This window comes from Paenibacillus sp. Pae15 (assembly GCF_024519685.1).
Lineage (GTDB): Bacteria > Bacillota > Bacilli > Paenibacillales > NBRC-103111 > Paenibacillus_G > Paenibacillus_G naphthalenovorans.
The window spans coordinates 1-26189 of the sequence record NZ_JALJRM010000024.1; the positions used below are offsets into that span (position 1 = coordinate 1).

A 26189-nucleotide genomic window follows, 5' to 3' on the forward strand; every position below is an offset into this window, starting at 1 on the left:
TCGGAGTCACGGTTTAATAATCTATCATATTCGATTTCGTTTTGCAAGTCTTTTGTTTTCCATGCTTGGGATCGTCCGCAAGCTCAGAGAAACCGTCTGACTTGTACCCTGTCTGCCTCGCAGCAGCTCAGGATTAGTAATTTATCATACTTACTATCCCGATGCAACAGTTATATTTTCCAACCTAGATATTTGTATCATATTATCCAATGTTTTGGTGCTCGTTCAAAATAAAAAAGCACCGCATAGGTGCTCTGCTCTCCGTTCCGTCGGACGATGCGGCGAATCATGCTCTCCTCCGAGCGCCTAAAAGGATCCTGGGTGTACGCACACGTCGCTATGTCCCGAGGCCGTATAATCATTTATATCACTGCATGCAGTGCCTTCGCCCCTTACGGTCACCGGCATAAGCGCCAAAAGGTTCCGCGATGTCCCTGCCGCCTCACGCAAGAAACCGCCGCTTCTTCTGCGGCGATGTGCCACCAATTCTCCCATGATGCTCAGCGTGATTTCTTCCGGCGTCCCGGCCCCGATATCCAAACCGATGGGGGAAAACAGCCTGTTCAATCTCTCTTGCGTCAATGTCACATCGTCGGACCGGAGGCTCTTTACGATTTTGCGGATGCGGCTTCCCGAGCTTAAACCCCCAAGATAGGCGATGTCTTCATGACTTTTTCCGATACAATAATCTTGCCGTCGTCAATGGCAACCGCCCTATCCTTGTAAATCCGCCTGTCCCGGTCTACGGTGATCACATAATCCGCATGAACAATCAACAACGAAACTTGCTGCAATCTTCATCTCATTCGCAATGGCAATCAACCCAAAACAAAAACCGGACTCACCAGAAATCAACATTCATGTTGACTCCGGCTGTCCGGTCGATTCTTTCCAACGTTAAAGTGATTCGGTTATTCGATTTTTCTCCTGTCATTCCAACTGATGATCTAAGAGATATTAATATAATAAAAAGGAATAATTGTCATTTTTTTGTTTTCATCTGATGAGACGACAGATTTCGTTTTCCGGCCGGCGGATGGAGTGAAGGCTATTCGCCGGTCATGCGGCAGGGCGTCCAAACCTGCGCAGCTTCCCAAAAACGCAGCAAAGATACTTTCATAATCCTTAAGAGGAATTACTTATTTCTACGTCGAATATTGTAGATTGAGGTGAAAACAATGTCAGATACCAGAGCTCTTTATTCCGATACGGAACTATTCGCTGCATCATTGTTTCAGTTGAAAGTATCCGTCTGGGAACGTACCGCTGATGATATTCCGGTGAGAGTCGAGGACGGCGGAACCATTGAACGGATTACGCCGATTAGCGTTAAAATAAACGGGACCAACTATGTGCGAAGCGACTGCGAATTTCGAGTTTCCATGAGCGATATTAGATCGTAAGGTTCAGCTTCAATTTAAGATAAAGGATGTGGCGAAAAGATGACAGGACAATCTTTATTATTAATCGACGGATTTAACTTGTTGAGCAGAGCGCATTTTGCCACCTCATATAACCGAACCGATGACCAGTTAAAAAATAGCAAAGGCATGTACACCAATGCATTAAGGGTGTTTTACCAGAAAATATTCAACCTGATCAGGGACCACAGGATTACTCACCTCTCCGTGGTTTGGGACGTGAAAAGGGACGAAACCGCAAGAAGGAAAAAGTATCCGTTTTACAAGGCCACACGGTTTGAACTCCCCGAACCTTTGATCCATCAGTATGAGACGTGCAAAGCAGCATCGGATGCGATAGGGATTCATCAGATTTCATTGTCGCCTTACGAAGCCGATGACCTGATGGGGGCTCTGTCGAAAAAGTGGTCTGGCGGAGATTGCTACATATACAGCAATGACCATGATTTGTTTCAATTATTGAGTGAAACGACCTCGCAAATTATTGCGGGCAAACAAGGAGAATATGTTTACTCCTTGAGCCATTTTCAAGCGGATTATGGAATCGCTCCTGAACAATGGGTAGATGTCAAAGCGCTGCTTGGCGACAGCAGCGACAATATTCCCGGTTGCCCGGGGATTGGCGAAAAATCTGCTCTGCCGCTGATTCAGCATTATGGATCGCTGGAGCGAATCTATGAAAATATCGAACAACTGGAGCCCGGCCTGTCCCGGCATAAAAAGAAATTGATTCAAGGCAAGGAAACCGCTCTTTTAAGCAGGGAGCTGTCGCAAATCACCTGCGATATTGCAGAGCTTGATCCGTTGTTGATGGATGATCTGAAAGTAAGCATACGTAAAGATGTCCTTGGCGAATGGCTGCAGCAAATGGAACTGAAAATCAGAATAGATTCGTATGGCGCTTAGTAGCGCCCGGGCTTTGGGAATAAACAAGAGCTGTCCGCCGGCCATTTTCATGGCGACAGCCCCGCAGCTTATTGTTTAATCGACCATTCGTTTACATCATAATGCATGCCGTAGATGGTGCCGCCTCGCCCTTCGATGGCTTTATTCAGCGCAATCAGATTTTTTTCGGAGTAGATGGTGACAAGCGGAACATCTTCCTGAATCAGGTTTTGCAGCTCTTTATATATGACAAACCGTTTGTCCTTATCGATTTCCTTCATGCCAAGCGCTATGTCGGCAACAATACCGGGCTGGCGATCGGAGCGTGCTTGGGAGGTTTGATCGCCTCGATTTCGTTTCCGTTGACTTATGCCGTAACGTCAATGCCGACATTCGCTTTTGCCGTGTTCCTGTTCTTCTTCATGACATTCTCCGCGCAGGATGAGATTCCTGCGGAAAACGCTGCGGCGGCGCATGCCAAAAGTGAAAGCCCGCTGCGTGATTTGACCCGTTTCCACATATATTTGTTCTTGGACTCGGCGCGTTGTTTTATTATATGTCATTTACGTTCTGGAGCAACGTCATCGCGCCTTATTTAACGGAGCAAGGATATCCCTTGGCCATGTACAGTTTATTGTGAAGCGTAAACGGAATTGTCATTTTCGCCGGACAGCCGGTAACCACCCTGATCAAATCCACGATGGCCAGTGCGGTCTGTTATACGTTGGGGCTGGGCTTCATTTTAATTTTTTCACGAGACCTACGTGTTTCTGGTTTTCGGCATGATCGTGTGCACGATCGGAGAAATGCTGCTGCTTCCTGCGATTCCGACCTTTTTCTCCGAACGCACGGGCAAATCCGCGCCTTTCTATATGGGGTTGTCCGACGGTTTCGGCAATGTGGGCAGAATGACCAGACCTACCATCTACGGCAATGTGTATGATCATTGGGGGCGTCCTGCCGGTGATTGTGATCGGGACCCTCACTTCAGCCGTTTCGCTATTGTTTTTTTTGATGCACGCTTCGCTGCACAAACAAAGTAAGGAAAACGTCAGCAAAGGGCAAGTCGCGACCTATTGATTCCATACCGTTAAGAAAAAAATTCCTTGCCGGAACGAACCGGCAAGGAATCGCCTATGTCAAACCTCTTGTTTTTAAAAAATGTCCGATCCGGCGAACAGCCTCGATCAGCCGCTCCTCTTCTTGAACCAAGGCTATGCGTACATAACCTTCTCCTTCTTTGCCGAACGCATCGCCCGGAATGACCGCAACACCGGCCGAATACAGAATTTCCCGGGAAATTTGTCGAGAAGTCCATCCGTCGGGAATCCGTGCCCAAATGAACATGGTCGCTTTCGGTCTGGCAATATCCCAGCCTGCCTCGCGCAAACCGTCAATGACGATGTCTCTCCGTTTCTCATACATTTCCGCAACCGAACGTCTATCCGGGCTCATGTCCTCCTCCAAAGCGGCAATGCCCGCTTGCTGCACCGCCAAAAACACGCCATAATCGATATTCGATTTCAGCACGCGCAGCGCCCGAACCGTATCGGACTGTCCGACCATGAATGCAATGCGGCATCCGGCCATATTAAAGCTTTTGGATAGGGAATGGAACTCCACGGCCACGTCTTTCGCGCCCTCGACTTCCAGAATGCTGGGCGGTCTGAATCCGTCAAAAGCCATCTCGGAATAAGCCAGATCCTGGACAATCAGCAGATCGTGCTTTTTTGCGTAATCTACCAGCCGTTCAAAGAACGGGAGCGTTGCAACGGCAGACAACGGATTGCTCGGGTAATTCAGCAGCATAAATTTGGCCTTCTTTGCCGTTTCCTCAGGGATATCCTCCAATTTGGGGAGGAAGCCGTTCTTTTCACGAAGCGGCATAAAGCAAGGCTGTACGCCAGCCAATACCAGGCTCGCCCCATAAATGGGGTAACCCGGATCGGGAACCAGCACGGTATCTCCCGGATCGGTCACCGCCATGGCAAGATGGGCGAGGCCGTCCTGCGAGCCCATAAGGGTGACGATCTCGCTTTCCGGATCCAGCGTCACGTTGAAGCGGTGTTTGTACCATTGCGCAACCTTCCGCCTGAACTCGGGGCTTCCTTCCGATGTCGGGTACCCATAAAGCTTAGGGTCTGCCACAGCATCCGCAAGCGCCTGCATCACCCTTGCCGAAGGAGGACGATCCGGACTTCCGATGCCCAAGTCGATCACATCGACGCCGCGGGCTGCCACCTCTTTTTTCCACTGTGCCACTTCAGAAAAAATAGCCGAACCCAGTTCGGCCAAACGTTTCGATTCCAGTCGTTTCATACGGAAAACCTCTTTTGGTATAAGAATAGATCTAAACATGTTAGCCTCGATCAAGCAAATGACCTTTAAACCGTCAGGCCGGAAAACCGATGCACAAGCGACATCATGGCGATCAGAAACGCGGCAAGCAGCACATATGCAATACCGAATTTCCAGCGGGAAGCGGCGGGCACTTCGTAATATTTGTCATTTTCATAATGTGTGTAATCGATCCGGCAGTGGATCATCAGATGCAGCCCGTCTTCCTTCTGAAGATGCTCCAGCCGCGTCACGTACGCCCTCTGGATGATGCCTTGGCTCATCATCGGCACCGTACCTTGAAAATCAAGGCTGTCCCAAAGCACCTTCACGTACTGCTGCCCATCCTCCAGACTGGAATACGTGATGAAAGGAAGTTCCCTTTTGTGCTCCGTTCCGGGAATGATGTATCCCTGGGCAATTAACGGCTCTGCCGGAACGGAAAAGCTCGCGGTCACCATGCGCTCCTCGCCCCGGTTGCGGTTTTTGACATACTTTTTGTAAAGGTCGTAGGCGAACATCGCCCAGATGATGAAAAATAAAATCGAACGCAAATAGATGATAATGACCAATCCGCCGATCAATCCGACCAGCCAAAGCCAACGGGTAACGGCCGTGGCGATGCGTCCTCCGTCTAACGGATGGATCGGCAGCAAGTTGATCAGATTCAGGAAAAACCCGACGTAGGCCACAGTATAGAGCAGCGGATGATCCAGCGCATAAGCCGCTCCAAACACGGCAACAGCCCCGAGCGTCCCGAGCGTCGGACCGCCAATCGCTACATAAGCCTCCGTCTCCGCATCTCTCGGGTGTCTTTTCATATTGATCAATGCGCCGAGAAAAGGAATAAATACGGGGGCCGTCACCGGTAAGCCTTTGCGCTTGGCGGCCCATACATGACCCAACTCGTGGACAAGGAGCAAAAGCACCACGCCTATGGCAAAGCCCCAAGGGTAGATCAAAGCATAGGCTCCAACAGAGATGAACATAGAAACCAACGCCCCGCCGGCTTTACCGAATTTCAGCAGCGAAAGCAGGCCTTTGCCTTTGGTCAGAAGGAACGCCGCCGCGGCCCCGATATACCACAGCCAATTACCTTTGTTTGTATTACGACTGGGCTGCAATCCTCGATCACCCTCCTTTTATGCTTCCGCCCGGCCCCACACCTCGGCATACATTTCCGGTTTGAACCCGACCGTTACTTTGGAACCGTCGGTCACTACCGGGCGCTTGATCAGCTTGCCGTTGGACGCCAGCAGCGCGATCTTCTCCTCGTCGCTCATGGAGGGAAGCTTGTCTTTCAGTTGCATTTCCTTGTAGACTTCTCCCGATACGTTGAACCACTTCTTGATCTCCAGGCCGCTTAAAGGAATCATTTCCTGCAGTTGCGATACGGTCGGAGGCCGCTCTACGATGTGAATGGCTTCCACATCCCATCCTTGCTCCTTCAGCCACTTTAATGCGTTGCGGCATGTGCCGCATTGCGGATATTGATATACGGTTAACTTGTGCTTGCTGCTCATCTGCTCCATCCTCGTCCCATGGTATAGATTTTCTTTACTTTACATTATACCGATGTTGGCAGCCCGCCTGCAAATCAGCGGCGGCAAGCCCGTAGTTGAAATCAGACGACGCAATACCGATAATGGAAAAGAATACCGCAACTTTCCCGGATTCATTATCTGCGTCCTGCCCGGTTATTCAGCCGTTCTTACGAATTTCCAAAAGGAGATACGACATGATTATTTATTTTATCAAACTGGTTTACAGCCTGCTCATTCCGCCCGGCATCTTTGTGCTTTTATTAGGGCTTGCCGCATTATGGCTGTATTATCGCTGCGGCCGCAGATCGTGGCTTATTCCATTGGCCCTCGCTTTCCTGCTGTACTTGTCATCGATCCCGCTGATCGGCGAAGCGGCCCTTCGGTCGCTGGAAGATCGCTATGCCCCGCCCGCATCCATAGAAGGAGACACCTACGTCGTACTCACCGGAGGAGCCATCGCAGGAACCCCGGACATCGACGGTACAGGACATCTGAACGGCTACACTCTGCATCGGGTCGTATCGGCTGCGGAGCTGTACGCCCGGCATCCGCTGCCGGTTCTCATTTCCGGCGGCCAAGTGTTCGCCGATACCCCTAACGAAGGTCAGCTGGCAAAGCGCAAGCTGATCGCCTTGGGCGTGCCCGAACAGGCCATCCTGCTGGAGGATCGGAGCCGAACGACGCAGGAAAATGCCCGGAACGCCAAAGAGCTTCTGGAACGGCAGGGATTGACCCGCCCTGTACTGATCACCTCCGCTTTTCACATGTCAAGGTCCATCAAACACTTTAAGGAGCAGCAGGTGGAGGTTATTCCTTACCCGGTTAACTATCTGGCAGGCAATACCGGCGGCGGGTTATCGGGCCGGTTATTCGTACCGTCCTCTGCCGCAATGAATCAATTGCAATTAGTGGTGAAAGAGTACTTGGGCATGCTGCAGTAGCTTTTGCGGTACGCAAAAAACCGCCGGTTCTTTACGAAGAACGGCGGTTTTGGGCTTTATTCGTTTGATTCCAGTCTATCCAGGCACTGCTGTATGTCCGACGGCAGCGGAGCATGAAATTCCATCCATTTACGGGATATCGGATGGGTTAACCCGAGCACAGCGGCATGCAGCGCATGACGGCCGATGAAGACAGACGTTGACGGTTCCTCCGCTTCTTCCAAACCATAGAGCTTATCACCAAAGAGCGGGTGTCCCAGATGCTTCATATGAACGCGGATCTGATGGGTACGGCCTGTCTCCAGCCATAGACGAACCCACGTCGCATTCCGGAAGCGGCGTTCTACGCGATAGTGCGTTACAGACGGGTAACCGGTGTCGGTGACGATACGAAGATGCGGCGACAGCGGGTCGCGATCGATCGGCGCATCGACGGTTCCTTCATCGAGCGCCAGCACACCATGCACCAAGGCGACATACTCTTTTTTCAACCCGGTGGTCTGCATTTGTTCGGAAATTTGCTGGTGTACATACGCGTTTTTGGCAACGGCCAGCACCCCCGACGTTTCCTGGTCGAGACGGTGAACGGGACGGAAACGGAACCTTTCCCCTTTTTCCAACCAATAGTGAACCACGCCGTTGGCCAGCGTTTCCGTGTAATGTCCGTGCGTCGGATGAACGATTCGGCCGGCCTCTTTGTTCAGCACCAGCAGCTCCTCGTCCTCATAAAGTATGTCGAGCGGGATCGGTTGGGGTAATATGTCATCTGACGTTTCCACTTCCATGCGGGCTTCCACCCTGTCGCCCGCCCGTACTTTGACATCGATATACCTGCGCTCTCCGTTGAGCAGAATGCCCTGCTCCGTCATCTTCAGCCGGGACAACAGCTTGCGGGAAATCCCCATCCTTTGCTGCAAAACCGTCCGGAGCAACATGCCGTCATCCTCCGGCGGCACGATGTACTGAAGAGGTTTGTAATAGCTTGTCATTTTCGGCGGAACACCTTGGCGCTGCGCGCATATTCCACATCGGGAATCCCTGCGCGGCTGTTGGCCGCCCGGGCCACGGTAAAGAACAAATCCGACAATCGGTTCAAATAGCGGCGCACTTCTTCATTGATTGGCTGTGTACGGGCCAGCGTCACCACCCGGCGCTCTGCCCTGCGGCAGACGGTCCGGCATACATGCAGCGCGGAGGAAGCCCGGCTTCCCCCGGGCAGAATAAACCGCTGAATCTCCGGGGCCTCCGCATCGTACTTGTCGATCCATGTCTCCAGACGGTCCACCATCTCCGCCGTCACCTTATAAGGACGCAGCTCCTGCTTGAGCAGAGCCAAATCCGAGCCGCAGTCGAACAGCTCATGCTGAATTTCAAGCAAATCGGCAAGCAAATCCTGATCCCGCTCCGGGTCAAGGAAACCCATCGCCTGTCCGACAAAGCAGTTCAGCTCATCGACCGTACCGTAAGCCTCCACCCTTGCGTCATCTTTATCCACGCGTCCTCCGATCACGCCGGTTTGACCCGCATCGCCCGTCCTCGTATATATTCTCATCCGCTATCCCTCCTTGCGATCTATCATCTCATACAACCGGTCCATATCCAAGTGCTGCCTTACATGCGCCGCCAGCCTGTCAAATGCGGCTTCACGACGCTCCTGAAAGCGAAGCTCCGCCGGCACCGGCTCCAGCCCTTTACTTTCACGAATCCGGTTTAACCAGGCCCTGCGGAAATCGTCATTATGCAAAATACCGTGCACATACGTGCCGAATCGGCGGCCGTCTCCGTTCACGACCCCATCCGCGGCAGGCTCCGTATCATCAGCGGCCGGCAGCAGCAAAAAAGGATGCTCGACCGGTTCAAGAAACGAAGTTTGGCCCATATGTATTTCGTAACCCGTAATAGGAAACCGCTGTCCCTGCCGGGCGTACAGACCCGTTGTTCCTTGAGCTTGCACCGTTCTCTTCTCCCGGGCAAAGACGGTTTCCGTCGGAAACAGGCCCAGTCCCCTCAGCTCCGGCTGATTCGATTCCACCAGTTCCGGATCCAGCAGCCTGCAGCCGAGCATCTGATAGCCTGCGCAAATGCCGACGATCCACCCGCCGTTCTCGGCAAAATCCACCAGCTTCCGTTCCAGTCCCCCGTTTCGCAAATAAAGAAGGTCGTCGACCGTGTTTTTGCTTCCCGGCACGATCACTGCATCCGGTTCGCCGAACTGTTCCGGCGTCTCCACGAACCGCAAGCGAACGTCCCTCTCGTACTCCAGCGGATCTACATCCGTGAAATTGGATATGCGCGGCAGGCGAAGCACCGCAATGTCCAGCATGCCGGGCTGCTTCTCCCCGATCTGACGTTCCGCCAGCCTCCGGTCCAATGATGCGGAATCTTCATCTTCAAGTTCAAGCTGGGGCAGATAAGGAATCACGCCCAACACGGGCTTCCCCGTCCGTCGCTCAAGCCAATCCAGTCCGGGCTTCAGCAGGCTAATATCCCCGCGGAATTTATTGATGATAAATCCTTTGACACGCGATCTTTCTTCCGGAGTGAAGATCTCGAGCGTGCCTACAATCGAAGCGAATACCCCTCCGCGGTCGATATCCGCCACCAGGAGCACAGGCGCATCCGCCCAGCCCGCCAGCCGCATGTTGACGATATCGCGGTTTTTCAGATTGATCTCGGCGGGGCTTCCCGCCCCCTCAATGAGGACAACGTCGAAATCCCTGCGCAGCCGGGTCAGCGCTTCCTTTACAACCCTTTCCGCCTCAGGCAGGTATTTTTCCCGGTACGTCCTGGCGTCAAGATCGCGGAAAGGCTTGCCGTGCACGACGACTTGGGAGATCATGTCCTTTTTCGGCTTCAACAGGATCGGATTCATATCCGTCGTCGCGGGAATGCGGCAGGCATCGGCCTGCATCCCCTGCGCCCTGCCGATTTCTTTGCCATCCGGCGTGACGTAGGAGTTCAGCGACATGTTTTGCGATTTAAACGGCGCGACGCGCCGGCCATCCTGCAGCAGGATACGGCACAGCGCAGCCGTCAGCAGGCTTTTGCCCGCATCCGAAGACGTGCCTTGGATCATGAGTGTAGGAGCAAGCCCGCGATCAGGAGTTCCCACCGCGGCAGGCACAGCATCCTCGGTCTCCGCCGAGCCCTGCAGAACGCTCAAAGCTTCGGTTAAACCGGCCAACAGCTTTTCGTTTTGTTCCCTCAGCTTGACCGCTACTCTGCACCAGGTTTCGTCCAATCCGGCAAAAAGCGACGCATCGCGCACCAGAATCCCTCTTCGTCCCATCTCGGCTTGAAGCGCCTGAACCGTAAGGCCGAGCGGCCGAAGCGAGAAGAGAATAAAATTGGCGTCGCTGTCAATCACCCGGAGCCCCAGTTTCCGGAGTTTTCCGGTAAGAACCTCCCGCTCTTCCTTCAGCCATTCCAGCGTGCGCACCGCGTATTCCCGCTCCTCCAGCACACTGCTGCCGATCCACTGCGCCAAAGCATTCACGCTCCACGGTACCTGCAGCCGCTTCATCAGGCGAATCCGTTCGGGATTCGCTACAATATAGCCGAGCCGGATACCGGGGATCGAATAAAATTTGGTCATGGAACGAATGACCATCAGGCTGGAGCTCTCTGCTGCCGTACGCGTCAGCGTAAGCTCCTCCTCGCGGGGACTAAAGTCAAGAAACGCTTCATCAATAATGGCCGGAATGCCGCCTGCCGCCAGCCAGGACACGATTTCCCCAGGCAGCAGCCGCCCCGTAGGGTTGTTCGGATGCCCCAGAAACAGCAAGTCGCACAGGCTTGCCGCCTCTTTTACATCGGAAAGCTTAAGTTCATATCCCGATGCCTCGGATAGCGGAATATCGTACACCCGCCCGCCGATTTTTGCCACAGCTTCTTCATATTCTCCAAAAGACGGCCTCGCAAGCCCTGTCAGGCCGGGACGCAGCACCCGTACGGCCAGATCGATCAGCTCCGCCGCCCCGTTGCCCACCAGAATGCAGTCCTCGTCCACCTTATGCTTTGCCGCCAGCTTGCGCGTCAGCTCTCTCACAGCCGGATCGGGATAGTTCACGACTTCCTTCCACCTGCTGCTGAAGATGAATCCCACCGTTTCCGGAGGCCCAAGCGGATTCATGTTCGAGCTGAAATCGAGAAACTGATCCTTGGGCATCCCAAAGGTTTCCGCCGCCGTCCATAAATCACCGCCGTGTCCGTATCGCTCCAGCATCCATTCATTCCCCCTGTCCCGTCATCAACACAAGCAAAAGAAGCAGCAGCACCTCCAGCAGCTCGTTCATAGCCCCATAGGTATCTCCGGTCAAACCGCCCAGCTTGCGATGAATGTACTCGCTCATCAGATAACCGCCGCCAAGAGTCAATCCCGCAAATGCCAGCATAGGCCACAGCCCCCCTGCCAAGTGCAGACCCAGCGCCCGTGCGGTCAGGAGCACAGCTGCGGATAATAGTGCAGCCAGCGCACTATGGGCCGCAATGTGCTTCCATCCGACGCCGCGGTAAAAACTCCCCATACCGCCGCCTTTTTCCTGCCTCGCATAGGGCCAGCCGGCAATCGCAACCACCATATACCACCGGCTCCACAGCAAAACCATCGGCAGCAGCAGCCAGCTCAGCGTCCCGGTGCGAAAAAGCTCCTGCAGCAAAGACCATTTCAGAAGCAGCACCAGCGCGCATACTACGACGCCCATAGCGCCGACCCGGCTGTCCTTCATGATCTCCAGCATCCGCTCGCGCGAACGGTGGCTCAATATGCCGTCCGCCATATCCATCAGGCCGTCCAGATGCAGCGCTCCGGTCAGCAGCACCCAGGCCGAAAGCAGCAGTGCGGCGGCGGGAAGCGGAGGCAAAGCCATATACAGCAGCTTCCCCGCACCCATCAGAAGAACTCCGAGCACCAAGCCGACCAAAGGATAAAAAACGACGCTTCGGCGAAACAAAGCGTCATTGTAATCAAGCTTCACCGGCACGGGAAGACGGGTCAGAAATTGAAAAGCAGCCGCACAGGCCGACCCCCACGTTATCCATAAAGCCAAAAAAGCCCGCACAGCAATCCCCCCGCAACCAGATAACTGACACCGTACAATATCCCGACGGTTCGACGGATGTCCTCTCGCTCCCGTTCTCTGAGCGGCCACCCCATCCGTGCCCGCTCGCTCGTGCGGCCGTGGTAAACGTTCACTCCGCCAAGCTCGATACCCAGTGCTCCAGCGACGGCCGATTCCGGAATGCCGCTGTTCGGACTCGGGTGAAGCCGGGCAAAGCGCACAATCGAACGCGCGGCTCTTCCTGCACGAAGCCCGGGGCTGAACCACGCAACCATCACGATCAGCAGACCCGCCAGCCTTGCGGGAATCCAGTTCATCACATCGTCCCAGCGGGCCGAAGCCCATCCGAAATGAATATATTTTTCATTCTTGTAGCCCACCATCGAGTCGAGCGTATTGGAAGCGCGGTACAGCATCGCCAATGGAGCGCCTCCCGCCAAGGCATAGCAAACCGGAGAAATAAATGCATCCACAATGTTCTCGGCTACGGTCTCGACCGCGGCCCGCGTAATTTCAGGCTCGTCGAGCTGCGAAGTGTTCCTTCCGACAATGAAGCCGACCTGCTCTCTTGCCTCATCGATACGTCCTTCGCTTAAAGGTTTATATACCGCCATCGCCGCGTCCTTCAGCCCCTTGACGGCGATCGTAGTCGAGATAAACCAGGTGCTGGCGGCATAACCAACCCATAGATGTACTTGATCCGCCAGCCATACCATAAGCCAAATGCTTCCGGCAGACAGACCGATCGTCAAGAAGGCCAGTACCGCTCCGCGCAAACGGGCACGGCGCGCCTCTGCGGCCGATTCACTCTCCTGTTTCACCGGAATCGGATACAGGCGGTTTTCCAAATATGCAATCAACCGCCCGATCCAAACGACCGGGTGTGTCAACCAACGCCATGCGGGGTCCCCGATGACCCAGTCGATCACTATCGCCGCAAGCACCATCCACATCAACTCTTGCAAACTATAAAACAGCAAGTCCGTTCCTCCGCACCGTACTAATAGTGAAACGCCCGGCTTTTCAGTTCCACCGGAATTCCCGCCGTGACCAGAAACACTTGGTCGGCTATGCGGGCCAGCCGCTGATTCATTCGCCCGGACAGATCCCGAAACACCCGACCGAGCTTATATTCAGGCACCAGACCGCTGCCTACCTCATTGGTAACCAGAACGACCGGACGGTCGAGCGAACCGAATACCTCCGCCAGCTCGTCAATTTTGGCCTCAAGCCCGTCCAACCGCCCGGTCTCCGGCTCTTGTTCCAGCCTCAGCAGCCAATTGGACAGCCACAGCGTCAGGCAATCGACAAGCACGACGGGCGATTTCGCCCTAAGAAGCGCCCCGGCGAGATCATACGGCTCCTCCGCCGTAATCCACGGAAACCCTCGTTCATCCCGTTCCCGGCGGTGCATCGCGATGCGTTCCTTCATTTCATCGTCATAGGCTTGCGACGTGGCGATGTAAAGACCTTGTGCGCCAAGTGTTGCCGCATAGCTTTCCGCAAAAGAGCTCTTCCCGCTGCGGGCCCCGCCCGTTACAAGCACCTTCAGTCCCCGCCGGCTCATCCTTGCAGCTGCTCCGCAGGAAGCGCACCGGAAACACCCGCATTGGCGAAGGTCGCCATTTCTTTCATGATCTTGACCGCAGCCTCAATCAGCGGAAAAGCAAGGACGGCGCCCGTACCCTCGCCAAGCCGCATGTCCATCACAAGCATCGGTGTCAGTCCGATTTCTTCGAGCAGACGCGCGTGTCCCTGTTCCTGCGAAAGGTGCGAGGCGATCATATACCGTACGCTGAGCGGTGCCAATCGGGCTGCGACCAAAGCGGCAGCCGAGGAGATGAACCCGTCGATGACGACCGGACAGCGGTGCTTGGCCGCCCCCAGGATGACGCCGGCCAAGCCGGCGATCTCAAGCCCCCCCACTTTGGACAGCACGTCCATCGGATCGGCTGCATCCGGACGATTGAGCTCGATCGCTTGGCGAATCACAGCCTGCTTGTGCCGCAGGCGCTCGTCATCGATTCCGGTGCCTCGCCCTGCGGCTTCGGCCGCATCCGTACCCCCAAGTACGGTCAAGATGGCCGAGCTGGCCGTCGTGTTGCCGATGCCCATATCTCCGGTGGCGATCAAGCCGTAGCCATCCCGCACCAATTCAGCGGCTATCTCCGCACCGACCAGAACCGCTTCCTCCGCTTCCTCCCGCGTCATCGCGGGCCCCTTAGCCATATTGGCCGTGCCCATGCGAATTTTATGAGACCTTAGCCGTGAATCGGAAAGCTCCGCGTTCACACCAATATCGACACACAGAACGTCGGCTCCGGCGTGGCGCGAAAGCACGTTCACCGCCGCGCCCCCATTCAGAAAGTTAAGCACCATCTGCGGCGTGACCTCGGCCGGATAGGCGCTGACGCCTTCTTCGCATACGCCGTGATCCGCAGCCATGACGACGACCGCCTTTTTCCCCAGATCCGGTATCGGCTCCCCGCGGATTCCCGCAAGCTGCTTGGCCACCTCCTCCAGTCTGCCCAAGCTTCCCGGCGGCTTGGTCAGCTGATCGAGATGACGCGCCGCCTCCTCTATACTCCGTTTATCCAAAGGGGCGATACCCGCAATGATTTGTTCCAATCGGTTATTGCTCATCATCTTGTTCCCTTTCCCAGTAAGATTTGCGGAACACCGCTGTCCGGATGCGCAAGAATGTGAGGCCGCGTTCCGTACACCTGCTCCAGCAGATCGGCACGAAGCACCTCTTCAGCCGTACCGATTCCCGCCGTCGCTCCTTCATGCAGCAGAAGGAGACGGTCGCAGTATTGAGCGGCCAAATTCAGATCGTGCAGCACCGAAATGACCGTCATCCCCCATTCCTGCTGCCATTTGCGAACCATATCCATCATTTCGACCTGGTACCCGATATCCAGAAATGTTGTCGGTTCATCCAGCAGCAGCAGCTTGGGCTCTTGCGCCATTGCTTTCCCCAAGGCTACACGCTGACGTTCACCGCCGCTCAAATGATCGATGGTTCGCTCCCGCAGGGAGTCCAGCTTCAGCCAAGCGATAATCCGCTCTACCAGCGCAGCGGCATCCGCCGTTTCGTCTCCCAGCCAGTTTTGATACGGGTAGCGTCCCATTTCGATCACCTCTTGCACCGTGAAGCCGAGCGGCGGCAGCGCATCCTGCTCCAGCACCGCGATCTGCCGCGCCAAGGCTTTCCTTGAGCAGGATGCCACAGGCTTGCCATCCAGCCGCACATTTCCCGCAGTCGCCGGCTCCAGGCCGGTAATCAGATGAAGCAGCGTCGATTTCCCGCTTCCGTTGGGTCCCAGAATACCGAACCATTCACCGGGCTTCACCCGAAAGCGGACTCCCCGGAGCACCTCCCGCGCTCCGAATGCCTTGGACACCTCTTCCACATCTACTTGAATCATCGCGCCGGCCTCCTTTCACTCACGCACCATCCGTTTTTTCCGCCGAAGCAAATAAGCAAAAAATGGAGCCCCCATAAACGCCGTCACGACCCCGAGTGGAATCTCCGTCGGACTAAGCAGCGTTCGGGCCAGCGTATCTGCGAGCAGCACATAAATCGCGCCGCCAATTAGAGACAGGGGGAGCAGCAAGCGGTAATCCGGTCCGATCATCAGCCGAAGCAAATGCGGCACCAGAAGCCCGACAAAAGCAATCACCCCCGACACGGATACGGCCGCCGCAGTGATCAAAGTAGACGCCATCAGGACAATCAGCTTGGTCCTCTCGATATGGACGCCTAGATGCGCCGCTTGCCGCTCCCCGAGCGCAAACAAATTCATCGACCGGCCGTAACAGAGCAGCACTGCGGAGCCTGCAGCCAAATACGGCAGCAGCACCAGCGAATAAGTCCAGCCCCGCAGCGCCAGGCTTCCCATCAGCCAGAAGATGATTTCGTTGATCACCTGATCCGACATCGCCACCATTAACGAGACGAAGGCGCCCAGGAACGCCTGCATTACGACACCCGACAGAATGACGGTTTCCTTACGCAGCTTGCCGTCGGTCCGTGCCAGCAAAAGCACCGTACAGAGCGACAGTACTCCGGTCAAGAACGCTACCGCCGGTACCGTCCACTCCCCAAAGAGCGTATACTGCAGACCGAACAAGATCAAAAAAGCCGCGCCCACCGATGCTCCGGACGAAACGCCCAGCGTGTACGGATCGGCAAGCGGATTGCGGAGTACGCCCTGAAAGGCCGCGCCGGCCAACCCCAGGGCGGCACCGACCAGAATGCCCAGCACTACCCTTGGCAGCCTGACCCTCCATACGATTTGTTCCGAAGCTTCGCTCCAATCCCCCTGGATTCGTTCACCGATCCAAGGCAGCTGATGAAGTACGATTCCCCAGACATGACCGAACGGAATTCGGACCGAACCGATCGATACTGCCGCAGAAACGGCGAATACAAGCAGGGCCAAGGCGGCTCCGCCCCAAATCCACAGCTTACGCTTCATCTATTTCACCAGTTCCGGGTATATTCCTTTGGCTACTTCCGTCAATGCCTGTGTAATCCGGGGACCCGGACGGCTCATAATGTCCTTGTCCAACCCGACCAACCGGTTCGACTTCACCGCTTCAATCCGGTCCCAGCCGCTGCGCTCGCGAATCAACTGATCCATCGGCTTATTGCTCTTCTCGTCGATGATCCCCGTCGGATAAAGAATAATCTGCGGATTGTCCGCGATCACCTTCTCCTCGCTAAGCTTTACGTAACCTTTCTCGCCGCCCGCCACATTGATTCCTCCGGCCAGGCTGATCAGCTCGTCAATATACTCGCCTTTACCGACCGTCCAGCCGGGGGAAAACTCGACAAATACCTTTTTCTTCTGCTCAGGCTTCAGATCCTTCACCGCATCCAGTACCTTTTGGCGTTCGGCCTTCATCGAATCGACCAGCTTCTCCGCCTGCTCCTGGCGGTCGAAGATTTGCCCCATGAGCAGAATATTGCTCATCACATCGTCTAACGTTTTGGGCTCGACCTTAAACAGATTCACCTTCAGTCCGCGAAGCTTCTCCACTACGGTCATATTCATGGATACCCCCGTCATGACCAAATCGGCGTTGGCCGCAACGAGCGCTTCCTCGTTCGGCTTGATGATGCTGCCGACTTTCGGCTTCGCCGCCGCTTCGGCTGGATAGTTGCAGAAATCCGATACGCCCACTACCTGATCTCCGAGCCCCAAAGCAAAGAGCGTTTCCGTTTCACTCGGTGAAGTGGAAACGATGCGCTCCGGAGCTTTCTCAAAAACAAATTCTTTACCCGTAGCGTCTTTGACGGTGAGCGGATACGTCGTCCGTTTGGCCGATGTGACCGTCCCTTCCTGCCTGGCGTCGCCCGCCTTCGGCGATTCCGCCTGCTGACCTTGCCCCGGCGCTGGCGCAGTGCTTCCGCATCCTGCCAGCGTTCCCGCCAAAGCCAGGCTCAGAACGGCTGCAAGCAGCCTTTTTTTTATGCGAGTCGTCTTATCCCAATACATAGGTCCATCTCCTTATCATCATTCAAAAAACGAAAAGACCCCTGCTTTCGGATCGTCTCCGAAGCAGAGGCACACTCTGACAAACCTGGCGGCCGCAGTCGACATCAAGTCGATATGCCGCCGGCAGGCTGCGCGTCTGCCCCTTTTCCTCGAAAGGCTGCATCGAATGCATGTTCAGGCAGGTTTCCTGACTTACGGGCTGCTTCGCTGAGCCAGAGCTCTTCGCCTTCCCGTCTGCTCCAGACAGTGACTTCATGAAGAGCATTTACCCGTATACAGTGGCGGGACCGCGCCGGATTCACACCGGCTTCCCTTTTAACCCGCAAGCGTTGATTGGCTGTGCGGGCACCTGAACCGCTATGTTGTTGTCCGCTGCATGACTGGCATGCACAATTATTTCTCGGCAATTATTTTCATGACCTGCTTCGCTTTCTCTTTGTCCGGCGCATTGGCCGGAATGAACGCGAACAGATTTTTGCCGTCGAATTCGAGCTCCGTAAACCATTTGGTTTGATCCATCGGGATGCCGTACAGATGCTTTTGTTTCTTGCCGTCTTCCGTAACTTCCAGAACGCCCTCAGGAAAATCCTCCGCTTTGGCCACATCGTCCAGCGGAACATAACCGCCCTGCTCGCCCATCGCTTTAAAATGATTCTCCGGAATCATCAGAATGCCGTTCTGACCGGCCGCTATTTCGACGATCAGCTTCTCCATTGAAAATATAGGCGCCGCCAATACTTGCACACTGGGCGATTCACCTATTTCACTTTGCAGCGAGGCTTGCAACTTTTCTCCCGCTTCATTCGGGATCCCGTTGGATCCTATCATGAAAATTGACACATCCGCCTTCGATCCTCCGCCGCAGCCTGCAGCAAGTACGAACATCATCAGCAGCAGGCAGAGCAGCCCATTCCTTCTCACGCCGGTTTCTCCCCTCGTGTTTTTCCCTCTCTACCCCGATTCTCCAACATATCCTTTATGATGTTAACATAAAAGACCTGCTCTTTCAAAGCTTTTAAGAATAAGGAGGAAGCACGAAAAACCTGACTGCTGCGCTGAAAATCATCCTTACAGCTGACCATTTGACGTTTTGGCACTCTGCTGCTCACTTACACTTCTTTCGATCTCATAAAAGAAGCCGGTCAAGACCGGCCCTTTTGATGAAGATTCATATATTCATTTATTTTGAGATCAAGCTCCATACTGATTTTCACTACTTCCGGTGATGTCAGGTCATTTCCGTTTTGTACAAGGCGCTCCAGTTCGCGTCTTAAAAGGTAAATATGATCTTCTAAAGATAAGGCAGACGAAGCACGTTTTCCTGTTCCAAAAATCCACTTGGCTTTCTGATCATTCTCGCGAATCCAGCCGTTATTCATGTATTGCCGAAGCTGATATTCCGGAAAAGCCATTCTTCATCCCTCCCGCTTCATATCTTTAGACCTATAAAGAAAAAGATTCATATTCTATGAAAATATGAATCTTTAATACATCTAATATACCAGTTTTTGGGAGGCTTGAAAATGGATAATATTGTTTAATTAAAGCTTTTTGATGAAATTGCCTATTCGATCAATCGCTTCAATCAGCTGATTAACCGAAGTCGCGTAAGAACAGCGGACAAATCCTTCTCCACCCTTGCCAAATACATTGCCGGGTACTGCTGCGACCTTCGCCTCACGAATCAAGCGCTCGGCAAATTCCTCGGAGCTTAGCCCCGTTGCCTGAATGGAAGGGAAGGCATAGAATGCGCCCTGAGGCTCATGACACTGCAGTCCGATGTCCCGGAAACCCTGTACGACAAGACGACGGCGCTGGTTGTAGGACTCTACCATGCGGTCTTTTTCCTCCATGCCGTGCTTGAGCGCCTCCAGGGCAGCAACCTGTCCCATGGACGGCGCACACATGACCGTGTACTGGTGGATTTTGAGCATGGCCGATATGAGGTCGGGATGCCCGCAAGCGTATCCCATCCGCCAGCCGGTCATCGCAAACGCCTTGGAAAAGCCGCTCACAAGAATCGTCCGGTCGCGCATGCCCGGAATCGAAGCGAAGCTGACGTGCTTCTGTTCATAGGTCAATTCCGCATAAATCTCGTCCGAGATAACGATCAGATCGTGCTCCTCAACGACTTTGGCAATCGGCAGCCAATCCTCATAGGTCATGATGCCCCCGGTCGGGTTGCTTGGATAGCACAGAATCAACACTTTGGAACGGGGCGTGATCGCCGCCTTGAGCGATTCCGCCGTCAGCTTGAAGCCGTCTTTGGCAAAAGTCTCGATGCCTACGGGAATGCCGCCGCCGATCCGGGTAATCGGGCTGTAAGAAATGTAGCAGGGCTCCGGAATAAGAATCTCATCGCCCGGGGTAACCAAGGCGCGCAGCGCCAGATCGATGGCTTCGCTTCCGCCAACGGTGACGATCACCTCTTCGGAAGGCTCATACGGGACGTGAAACGACTCGTACAAGTATTCGGCAATCGCTTCCCGCAGCTCAGGCAGCCCGGAGTTGGGCGTATACTTGGTATTTCCGCGTTCAAGCGAATAAACGCACGCTTCTCTGACATGCCACGGGGTGCTAAAGTCAGGTTCCCCTACTCCAAGGGATATAATATCCTTGCTGCCGCTCACCAGATCAAAAAACTTACGGATGCCTGATGGCGGAATTTCACGCACGAGCGGAGCCAGATAGCCGCTCATCGACTTCGTCTGCAGCGGTTGCTGTTGGGCCTGTTTATGCTCTATCATCTTCTCAGCGTCCTTTACGGTGAGATCAAGAGGCGGCGATCATCTTCATGATCTTCGAAGGTAATCCCGTCCTGCTTGTACTTTTTCAATATAAAATGCGTCTTCGTCGACAATACCCGATCAATCGGGGAAAGCTTATTGGAAACGAACGACGCCACCTCTTTGAGCGTTTTGCCTTCGATCTCCACGAGCAGATCATATGCGCCCGACATCAAATAGACCGATTTCACTTCAGGATATAAGTAAATGCGTTCGGCAATCGCGTCAAAGCCGCGTCCGCGTTCCGGCGTAATTTGCACTTCAATGAGGGCAGTGACTTTCTCGCTGTCCACTTTGGCCCAATTAACGACCGTAGCGTATTTTACGATCACATTCGCTTCTTCCAGCTCTTGAATCGCCTCCGCCACTTCCGCCTCGGAAGCCCCGAGCATGGTTGCGATCAAGGCCGGCGTGCGGCGTGCATCTTCTTTGAGCAGCTCAATGATTTTCATTTTGAATTGTTCCATGGATGCGCCCTCCTACAAAGCTTAAAATGACAGAAAAGAAGTTCGATGAAAATCAAACCTTTCTGTATCCATAAAATTCCGGCTTTACCATGGTATCCATTCTTCGGCTGGCTTCGACCGGAAGCTTTTATTATTACTACATATTACACCTATCGCCCGTCATTTGGCAAAGCAAAATTACAAAGAGCATGACATGCAGCCGGAAATGGACGACAAAAAACCCCCACAGTAATGGAGGCTGATCATCGACTTATGAAGCAGACTAGCTATGGCAGAAGCTGTGAGCTGTAAGAAGTTTACGCATATATCCTTCAATTTCCCGCCCTTGGTACCCGGGAAGCACTGTAATTTCAATCCTGCTCTGATCGGCATCCACGAGACGACCCAGTCCGACAAGCCGTCCTTGATCGTAAGCGGCTATAACACGATCACTATGAGAGTACGATTCGTATGAAAATTCTCCGCTCTGGCCAGAATGTGCGGAAACGGAATCGATCAACTGCTGAAACTGCGCCTCGCCCGGAAGCTCATTATGCAGTGCGATTTTCATGAAAGGTTCCCCTCTCCAGTAAGATGTTCAAAAATCAGAAGGACCGGTTTCCCGCTCCCTTGTTTATTATTATACATAATAATGCATATTTATGCAACCTTTTTTCCGCACACTTTCTCTATACAAAAAAGCGGCGGGAGCTGTCCGCCCTGGACTGTCCCGCCGCTTCCCCTATGCCGCTGCCATCAAAATATGTCCATGCTCAAATACCGTTCTCCCGTATCCGGCGCAATGCACAGCACACGTTTGCCGCGGCCAAGCTTGCGAGCTACCTGCAGACCGGTCCATACCGCCGCTCCCGCAGACGGGCCGACCAGGATACCTTCAAGCCTCGCCAAGTCACGCGTCGTTTGCAGTGCGTCCTCGTCAGCGACCTGCACGATCTCATCGTAAACATCCGTGTTCAGAATCGAAGGCACAAAGCCCGGGCTGGTGCCGACCAGCTTATGGGGCCCGGGCTGTCCGCCCGACAGAACCGGCGATCCTTTAGGCTCAACGACAAAAATACTGATCCCCGGAAGCTTCTCACGGAGCACTTCCCCGGTACCGGTAATCGTCCCTCCGGTGCCCGAGGTGGCGATAAAGGCGTCCAGCCGCCCATCCATCTGCTCAATGATCTCCAGAGCCGTCGTTACTCTGTGAATATCCGGATTCGCCTTATTCTCAAACTGCTGGGGAATAAAGCTGTTCGGTATTTGCTCCTGCAGCTCAAGCGCCTTCTTGATGGCGCCCGGCATGCGTTCCGCAGCGGGAGTAAGTACGACTTCCGCTCCGTAAGCCTTCAGCAGATTGATCCGCTCCTTGGTCATATTGTCCGGCATAACCAAAATCGCTTTATACCCTTTTGCCGCCGCGTTCATCGCCAGCCCGATTCCGGTATTTCCGCTTGTCGGCTCGATGATCGTAGCGCCCGGACGAATCCGGCCATCCTTTTCCGCCTGAGCGATCAGATTGAACGCCGCACGATCCTTGACACTTCCGCTTGGATTGAAATATTCAAGCTTCACGTAAAGCTCCGCATCATCCTGGCCTACGAGACGGTTGACCCGGACGGCCGGCGTATCCCCGATCAGCTCTGTGATGCTGTTTACCATCTTTTTACTTGAACCCATGCTGCAGCCTCCCTTAACGTACAGAAACCTCCAGCTTCCGTACTACCAATCCTCTGTCCCCTTATTTTAGCGGGAGGGAATGTTTTGTCAAGCTGGCACGCGCTTACAACCATGCCTTAAGCTTTATCTGCCTTCACTTTACGCATCCAATACCAAGCCGCGATCGGCGAGCTGCCAATGGCGAGCAGCAGCCAGTTCATGGCTGCCGGGGACCGGGTCAGGGATACCACCGTAATGAATACCGCCGTACCCAGCAGACGTCCCGCATTGAGCGCAAGCTCCCTCATCACGATATATTCCTCCCGGCGCTTCACACTTTCTTCATCGCCTCCGATCAGATCAAAAACGATCGATGTCATGGGTATGGCATATAGCGGGTAGAATACGGCCGCTCCAATACCGAACATCAGGAGCGTAACAAAATCAACCTTCCAGAAAAAAGGAAAAATAATCAGCACCAGCATAACCGCCCCGATCAGTAAAGCTTTAGGCCGGTATTCCGGACGCAGCCATCGGCCCGCAAGCATAAAACTGATCAACGCCGCGGCCGAGGTCAGAAGCGAAAAATTGCCCAGCTTCATCTCGCTGCCGGTATGGACGAAAACGAGCAGGGCGATGAAAAAGCCGAACACGCCCTCCCGTACGCCTTGCGCCATCAAAGCCAGACCGACCTTGCGCCATGCCGTATCCTTTTGCCGTAAACATCGCCAGGTCAGGAACCACTCATAATTTCCCGAGGTTTTTCGTTTTTTCAGGAAAAAACTGACGATCACGCCGATGCAAAATACGATAAGGGACAATGTAAAAATAAGGCGGTACCCGTTGGTCTCCTGCATGCGGACAATAAGAAACCCCGATATCCAGGGGGCGATCATCCCCGCTCCCGATCCGAGCAGTCCTGCTGCACCGTTAAACCGGTCGCGGTTGTCCGGATCCGTCACCTCAAAATAAACGACATTAAAAGCCAACCAGAACAAACCGGATGACAGTCCCTGGACAGCCCCAAGGAGCACATAATAATCCGCCGACTGCTCGCCAAACCACAGCACAAGCAAATAAAACAGCGCGGCAACCGCCACTCCCGTTCGCAAACAGTTCATTTTATTATGTTCTTTCACCCATTTGCCAGCCAGCCAGAACGTCAAAGCCATCGAGAGGTGATGTACTAATGTAAACCAACCAATGACCGAAAAATCGTGCTTAGCCTTCCAGAGATATACATTCACGAAGACCCCGGATAAAGCGTTGGCGGCGGCAAATAATCCGTTGACTGTCAGCAGCAGGCGCGATTGTCCCGTTAACGGAGCGCTTTTCCCCGATCCCTCACGGCCCCCGCCTCCCGGGACTTCCCTGCGGACCTGCCGCCACTCATGACCTGCTCCGCTTTTGCTGCTTTTACGAGTCCAATGGTCTGGAAAATGTTTAGTTCCGGTATGCATTCGCTCACCTAATCCCATGTAATGTCTTAGTTAAGCTTCCCAAAAAGACAAAAAACATGAGCGATGCCGGCATATGACAAACCTTTGAATCCCCGGTTAAAGAGAAAGCGGGGAAAGGCGCGAACGCCTCCCCCCGCGATTTATGACGATGATTTGCCGTTTGAACGGAGCAACTCGATCATGGCAAGCCGATCCTCCTCGGCCAAGGAATACTCTACCTTGAAGCAGGAAGGACAAACATAAACCTGTGACGAAAAAGACGCTTTGAGCAGGGGCTGCTTCAAGTTCCCGTGCACAAACGGCGCGAACCCTTGTGATCCGTTTTGCGTTCCGGCATACAGCATCAAGCTGTGGCATGCCGCGCATTCGGGAGCATCCTCCTGACTGTCCAGCACCCGCTGCACACCCTCTTCATACTCATCTATCAGCTCCAGGTCTTCGTCGGACAGATCGTAATCGTCCTCTTCTTCGTCATCGTACGTGATCTGCTGATCCGACGGCTTGACGGTAATATTTATACTCCGGTAATCTCCCAGCTCGTTGAAGCAGTGCGGACACGTTTCTTCCGGGCCGATCTCCGGATCCCAGACAATTTCGGTATGGCACCAAGGGCATAGAGAGTCATAGGATTGCGGCAAACAATATTCCTCCCTTTATTCAACTCATGCATGATTAATAAAATAGTAAACGCCCGCGCCCAAAAACACAAGCGCAAGCGCCAACAAGGTGCCCCATAAATATTTCACAGGACGTTCCTCCTTCAAATCGAACAACGATCCGGATTCCATCAGGTGACGCTGGCGCCTACAACGTAAGAAAGCGATATCGAAATAATCATGGATAAAAAGCCGACCGCCCGGTTATCCTGCTGGATCTGTTCGTCAATTTTGAAATACGGTGTCAAAAACTCAAATATAAAGTAAGCGATCAGCAGCAGCAGGAATCCGAAGCCGGCCCAGATCAGCGAGTGCCAGATCGTGTCATTATTGAGAATGGAAAAACGAAATATATTACAAATCCCGAAAATTTTGCCGCCGGTCGCCATCGCTACGGAAAGATTGCCCTTCTTGATTTCGTCCCAATCCTTGTACTTCGTTACAAGTTCAAACAATGCCAGAAAAACGATTAATGCCAGCACGGCGACAGAAAAAAATGCCAACGTTTCCATGTATGGATTTGTCATCATGCGTCCCACCTCTTCATTCATCATGGTCGATTCTCCCCGCCTTTTCCTTGAAGCGCAAAGACAACAATCGAAGAGACTGAAAGTGCCATCCTTTCAGTCTCCGCTTTGCTTGTGAATCTTTTACTCCGCTTGCTTTCTCGCTGCGAGTTTCGCCTTCAACGCGGCCAATTCATCGTCTACACCGTCATTTTTGCCGAGAGCGGCTAATTCGTCGTCCAGGCTTTTCCCTCTGGAGTTCAGCTCACCGCTGGCCTCCGCTTCCGCTTCCAGCTGGAGCACCTTTTCGCTCATCCGGTCGAATCCCTTGGCGGCGTTGTCTGTGCCGAATCCGGACATCGCCTGGTTGATCTGCTTCTGCGCTTTGGCAGCTTCAGCACGGGCTACAAGAATATCCTTCTTGTTCTTCATCTTGGCGAATTCATCCTTCATTTCGGCAAGCTGGCTGCGCAGGCGGTCGGCATTAGCCTTGGCCGTTTCGAACTGCCCCTTCATCTCATCATGGCGCTGCTGGTGCTCTTTCTTATCCTGAAGCGCGCGGCGGGCAAGATCTTCATTCCCCGCTTCCAGAGCCTTGAGCGCTTGTTCTTCCCGCTTCTGAACCATTTCAAGCGCTTCTTCATATTGCTGCTTGAATTTCTTCTCAATGGCAATTTGCTTCGCAACGGCAACTTCGGCCTCACGAATATCCTCTTCCATATCGCGCAAAAATTGGTTGAGCATTTTTACCGGGTCTTCCGCCTTGTCGAGCAAATCGTTGATCGAAGCCATCGTCAAATCGCGCAGTCTCTTAAAAATCCCCATATCGGAGCCCTCCTGAAATATGAAATGGTTATGTTTTTAGCCTGCAGAGCTTGTGGAACATCGATGCTTTACTCTTATATACGACAATCTTCTCACGGAGTTTCAAAAGTAAAGAAAAATTAAGAATCAGTTCCCGGGCCGGGAAAACGGATGGTT

General features: G+C 53.7%; 32 protein-coding genes and 1 riboswitch. Of the genes, 5 read left to right on the top strand and 27 right to left on the bottom strand.

What is annotated here, in order from left to right; all coding sequences use genetic code 11:
• Positions 1 to 306: 306 nt before the first annotated feature.
• Positions 307 to 681, bottom strand: coding sequence for an XdhC family protein (locus NR121_RS18240; protein WP_309144126.1), 375 nt, complete (start codon positions 679 to 681; stop codon positions 307 to 309).
• Positions 639 to 794, bottom strand: coding sequence for a hypothetical protein (locus tag NR121_RS18245; RefSeq protein ID WP_256831665.1), 156 nt, complete (start codon positions 792 to 794; stop codon positions 639 to 641). Before NR121_RS18245 ends, NR121_RS18240 begins: the two co-directional genes overlap by 43 nt.
• A 384-nt stretch (positions 795 to 1178) precedes the next feature.
• On the opposite strand from NR121_RS18245, the gene NR121_RS18250 reads away from it, so the two are divergent.
• Together NR121_RS18250 and NR121_RS18255 are read left to right on the top strand one after the other, a co-directional pair.
• On the top strand, positions 1179 to 1403 hold the full coding sequence (locus NR121_RS18250; protein ID WP_054818689.1) for a hypothetical protein: 225 nt from the start codon (positions 1179 to 1181) through the stop codon (positions 1401 to 1403).
• 39 nt (positions 1404 to 1442) lie between these two features.
• A complete protein-coding gene (locus tag NR121_RS18255; protein ID WP_256831666.1) occupies positions 1443 to 2327 on the top strand; it encodes a 5'-3' exonuclease in 885 nt (294 codons plus the stop codon).
• Between the two features lie 68 nt (positions 2328 to 2395).
• On the opposite strand, the gene NR121_RS18260 is transcribed toward NR121_RS18255, so the two are convergent.
• A complete protein-coding gene (locus tag NR121_RS18260) occupies positions 2396 to 2587 on the bottom strand; it encodes a hypothetical protein (protein WP_054818688.1) in 192 nt (63 codons plus the stop codon).
• A 57-nt stretch (positions 2588 to 2644) separates the two neighbouring features.
• On the opposite strand from NR121_RS18260, the gene NR121_RS18265 reads away from it, so the two are divergent.
• Positions 2645 to 2905, top strand: a complete 261-nt coding sequence (locus NR121_RS18265) for a hypothetical protein (protein WP_054818687.1) — start codon at positions 2645 to 2647, stop codon at positions 2903 to 2905.
• Between the two features lie 165 nt (positions 2906 to 3070).
• Positions 3071 to 3349 carry a hypothetical protein gene (locus tag NR121_RS18270; protein ID WP_256831669.1) on the top strand — a complete coding sequence of 93 codons (279 nt, stop codon included), beginning with the start codon at positions 3071 to 3073 and terminating at the stop codon, positions 3347 to 3349.
• A 91-nt stretch (positions 3350 to 3440) separates the two neighbouring features.
• Here NR121_RS18270 and NR121_RS18275 read toward each other — a convergent pair whose 3' ends face one another.
• From NR121_RS18275 to NR121_RS18285, 3 genes are all read right to left on the bottom strand, one after another.
• Positions 3441 to 4625 carry an aminotransferase class I/II-fold pyridoxal phosphate-dependent enzyme gene (locus NR121_RS18275; protein ID WP_074728853.1) on the bottom strand — a complete coding sequence of 395 codons (1185 nt, stop codon included), beginning with the start codon at positions 4623 to 4625 and terminating at the stop codon, positions 3441 to 3443.
• Between the two features lie 65 nt (positions 4626 to 4690).
• A complete protein-coding gene (locus NR121_RS18280) occupies positions 4691 to 5767 on the bottom strand; it encodes a site-2 protease family protein (RefSeq protein ID WP_054818685.1) in 1077 nt (358 codons plus the stop codon).
• 18 nt (positions 5768 to 5785) lie between these two features.
• A complete protein-coding gene (locus tag NR121_RS18285; protein WP_054818684.1) occupies positions 5786 to 6166 on the bottom strand; it encodes an arsenate reductase family protein in 381 nt (126 codons plus the stop codon).
• Between the two features lie 215 nt (positions 6167 to 6381).
• Here NR121_RS18285 and NR121_RS18290 point away from each other — a divergent pair, with 215 nt between their 5' ends.
• Positions 6382 to 7128, top strand: coding sequence for a YdcF family protein (locus NR121_RS18290; protein WP_256831672.1), 747 nt, complete (start codon positions 6382 to 6384; stop codon positions 7126 to 7128).
• A 56-nt stretch (positions 7129 to 7184) separates the two neighbouring features.
• On the opposite strand, the gene NR121_RS18295 is transcribed toward NR121_RS18290, so the two are convergent.
• From NR121_RS18295 to NR121_RS18400, 21 genes are all read right to left on the bottom strand, one after another.
• Entirely contained in the window at positions 7185 to 8117 is a 933-nt protein-coding gene (locus tag NR121_RS18295; RefSeq protein ID WP_054818683.1) for an RluA family pseudouridine synthase, read from the bottom strand.
• The gene (locus NR121_RS18300; RefSeq protein WP_054818682.1) at positions 8114 to 8680 is read right to left on the bottom strand and encodes a cob(I)yrinic acid a,c-diamide adenosyltransferase; all 567 of its coding nucleotides are present in this window, start codon (positions 8678 to 8680) and stop codon (positions 8114 to 8116) included. Before NR121_RS18300 ends, NR121_RS18295 begins: the two co-directional genes overlap by 4 nt.
• A 3-nt stretch (positions 8681 to 8683) precedes the next feature.
• Positions 8684 to 11353 carry a cobyric acid synthase gene (locus NR121_RS25195; RefSeq protein WP_174351672.1) on the bottom strand — a complete coding sequence of 890 codons (2670 nt, stop codon included), beginning with the start codon at positions 11351 to 11353 and terminating at the stop codon, positions 8684 to 8686.
• A gap of 4 nt (positions 11354 to 11357) precedes the next feature.
• Positions 11358 to 12188 (bottom strand): adenosylcobinamide-GDP ribazoletransferase, encoded by an 831-nt coding sequence (gene cobS / locus NR121_RS18315; protein WP_137671156.1) that lies wholly within the window; start codon positions 12186 to 12188, stop codon positions 11358 to 11360.
• On the bottom strand, positions 12161 to 13168 hold the full coding sequence (cbiB, locus tag NR121_RS18320; protein ID WP_256831674.1) for an adenosylcobinamide-phosphate synthase CbiB: 1008 nt from the start codon (positions 13166 to 13168) through the stop codon (positions 12161 to 12163). Before cbiB ends, cobS begins: the two co-directional genes overlap by 28 nt.
• A gap of 20 nt (positions 13169 to 13188) precedes the next feature.
• Positions 13189 to 13755 carry a bifunctional adenosylcobinamide kinase/adenosylcobinamide-phosphate guanylyltransferase gene (cobU, locus tag NR121_RS18325; protein ID WP_054818681.1) on the bottom strand — a complete coding sequence of 189 codons (567 nt, stop codon included), beginning with the start codon at positions 13753 to 13755 and terminating at the stop codon, positions 13189 to 13191.
• The gene (gene cobT, locus NR121_RS18330; protein WP_174351707.1) at positions 13752 to 14831 is read right to left on the bottom strand and encodes a nicotinate-nucleotide--dimethylbenzimidazole phosphoribosyltransferase; all 1080 of its coding nucleotides are present in this window, start codon (positions 14829 to 14831) and stop codon (positions 13752 to 13754) included. The genes cobU and cobT overlap by 4 nt, the downstream gene beginning before the upstream one ends.
• Positions 14831 to 15616 carry an ABC transporter ATP-binding protein gene (locus tag NR121_RS18335; protein WP_174351675.1) on the bottom strand — a complete coding sequence of 262 codons (786 nt, stop codon included), beginning with the start codon at positions 15614 to 15616 and terminating at the stop codon, positions 14831 to 14833. Before NR121_RS18335 ends, cobT begins: the two co-directional genes overlap by 1 nt.
• Before the next feature lie 15 nt (positions 15617 to 15631).
• Entirely contained in the window at positions 15632 to 16669 is a 1038-nt protein-coding gene (locus NR121_RS18340) for a FecCD family ABC transporter permease (protein ID WP_062409430.1), read from the bottom strand.
• Positions 16670 to 17692 carry an ABC transporter substrate-binding protein gene (locus NR121_RS18345; protein ID WP_256831676.1) on the bottom strand — a complete coding sequence of 341 codons (1023 nt, stop codon included), beginning with the start codon at positions 17690 to 17692 and terminating at the stop codon, positions 16670 to 16672.
• A gap of 160 nt (positions 17693 to 17852) precedes the next feature.
• Positions 17853 to 18060: riboswitch (cobalamin riboswitch) on the bottom strand.
• 25 nt (positions 18061 to 18085) lie between these two features.
• On the bottom strand, positions 18086 to 18613 hold the full coding sequence (locus NR121_RS18350) for a hypothetical protein (RefSeq protein ID WP_256831679.1): 528 nt from the start codon (positions 18611 to 18613) through the stop codon (positions 18086 to 18088).
• A gap of 221 nt (positions 18614 to 18834) precedes the next feature.
• Positions 18835 to 19104, bottom strand: coding sequence for an aspartyl-phosphate phosphatase Spo0E family protein (locus NR121_RS18355; protein WP_054818679.1), 270 nt, complete (start codon positions 19102 to 19104; stop codon positions 18835 to 18837).
• A 129-nt stretch (positions 19105 to 19233) separates the two neighbouring features.
• Positions 19234 to 20439, bottom strand: coding sequence for an aminotransferase class I/II-fold pyridoxal phosphate-dependent enzyme (locus tag NR121_RS18360; RefSeq protein ID WP_062409433.1), 1206 nt, complete (start codon positions 20437 to 20439; stop codon positions 19234 to 19236).
• A 14-nt stretch (positions 20440 to 20453) separates the two neighbouring features.
• A complete protein-coding gene (locus NR121_RS18365; RefSeq protein ID WP_062409434.1) occupies positions 20454 to 20945 on the bottom strand; it encodes an Lrp/AsnC family transcriptional regulator in 492 nt (163 codons plus the stop codon).
• Between the two features lie 262 nt (positions 20946 to 21207).
• Complete coding sequence (locus tag NR121_RS18370) at positions 21208 to 21495, bottom strand: GNAT family N-acetyltransferase (protein WP_054818678.1); 288 nt, start codon at positions 21493 to 21495, stop codon at positions 21208 to 21210.
• Between the two features lie 185 nt (positions 21496 to 21680).
• On the bottom strand, positions 21681 to 22607 hold the full coding sequence (gene cysK / locus NR121_RS18375) for a cysteine synthase A (RefSeq protein WP_054818677.1): 927 nt from the start codon (positions 22605 to 22607) through the stop codon (positions 21681 to 21683).
• A gap of 116 nt (positions 22608 to 22723) precedes the next feature.
• Entirely contained in the window at positions 22724 to 24046 is a 1323-nt protein-coding gene (locus NR121_RS18380) for an MFS transporter (protein ID WP_256831682.1), read from the bottom strand.
• A gap of 140 nt (positions 24047 to 24186) precedes the next feature.
• Positions 24187 to 24684, bottom strand: a complete 498-nt coding sequence (locus NR121_RS18385) for a hypothetical protein (RefSeq protein ID WP_062409437.1) — start codon at positions 24682 to 24684, stop codon at positions 24187 to 24189.
• A gap of 24 nt (positions 24685 to 24708) precedes the next feature.
• Entirely contained in the window at positions 24709 to 24834 is a 126-nt protein-coding gene (locus tag NR121_RS18390; protein WP_256380563.1) for a hypothetical protein, read from the bottom strand.
• Complete coding sequence (locus NR121_RS18395; protein WP_256831721.1) at positions 24834 to 25253, bottom strand: DUF350 domain-containing protein; 420 nt, start codon at positions 25251 to 25253, stop codon at positions 24834 to 24836. Before NR121_RS18395 ends, NR121_RS18390 begins: the two co-directional genes overlap by 1 nt.
• A 99-nt stretch (positions 25254 to 25352) precedes the next feature.
• Positions 25353 to 26033 (bottom strand): PspA/IM30 family protein, encoded by a 681-nt coding sequence (locus tag NR121_RS18400; protein ID WP_054818675.1) that lies wholly within the window; start codon positions 26031 to 26033, stop codon positions 25353 to 25355.
• Positions 26034 to 26189: the final 156 nt, after the last annotated feature.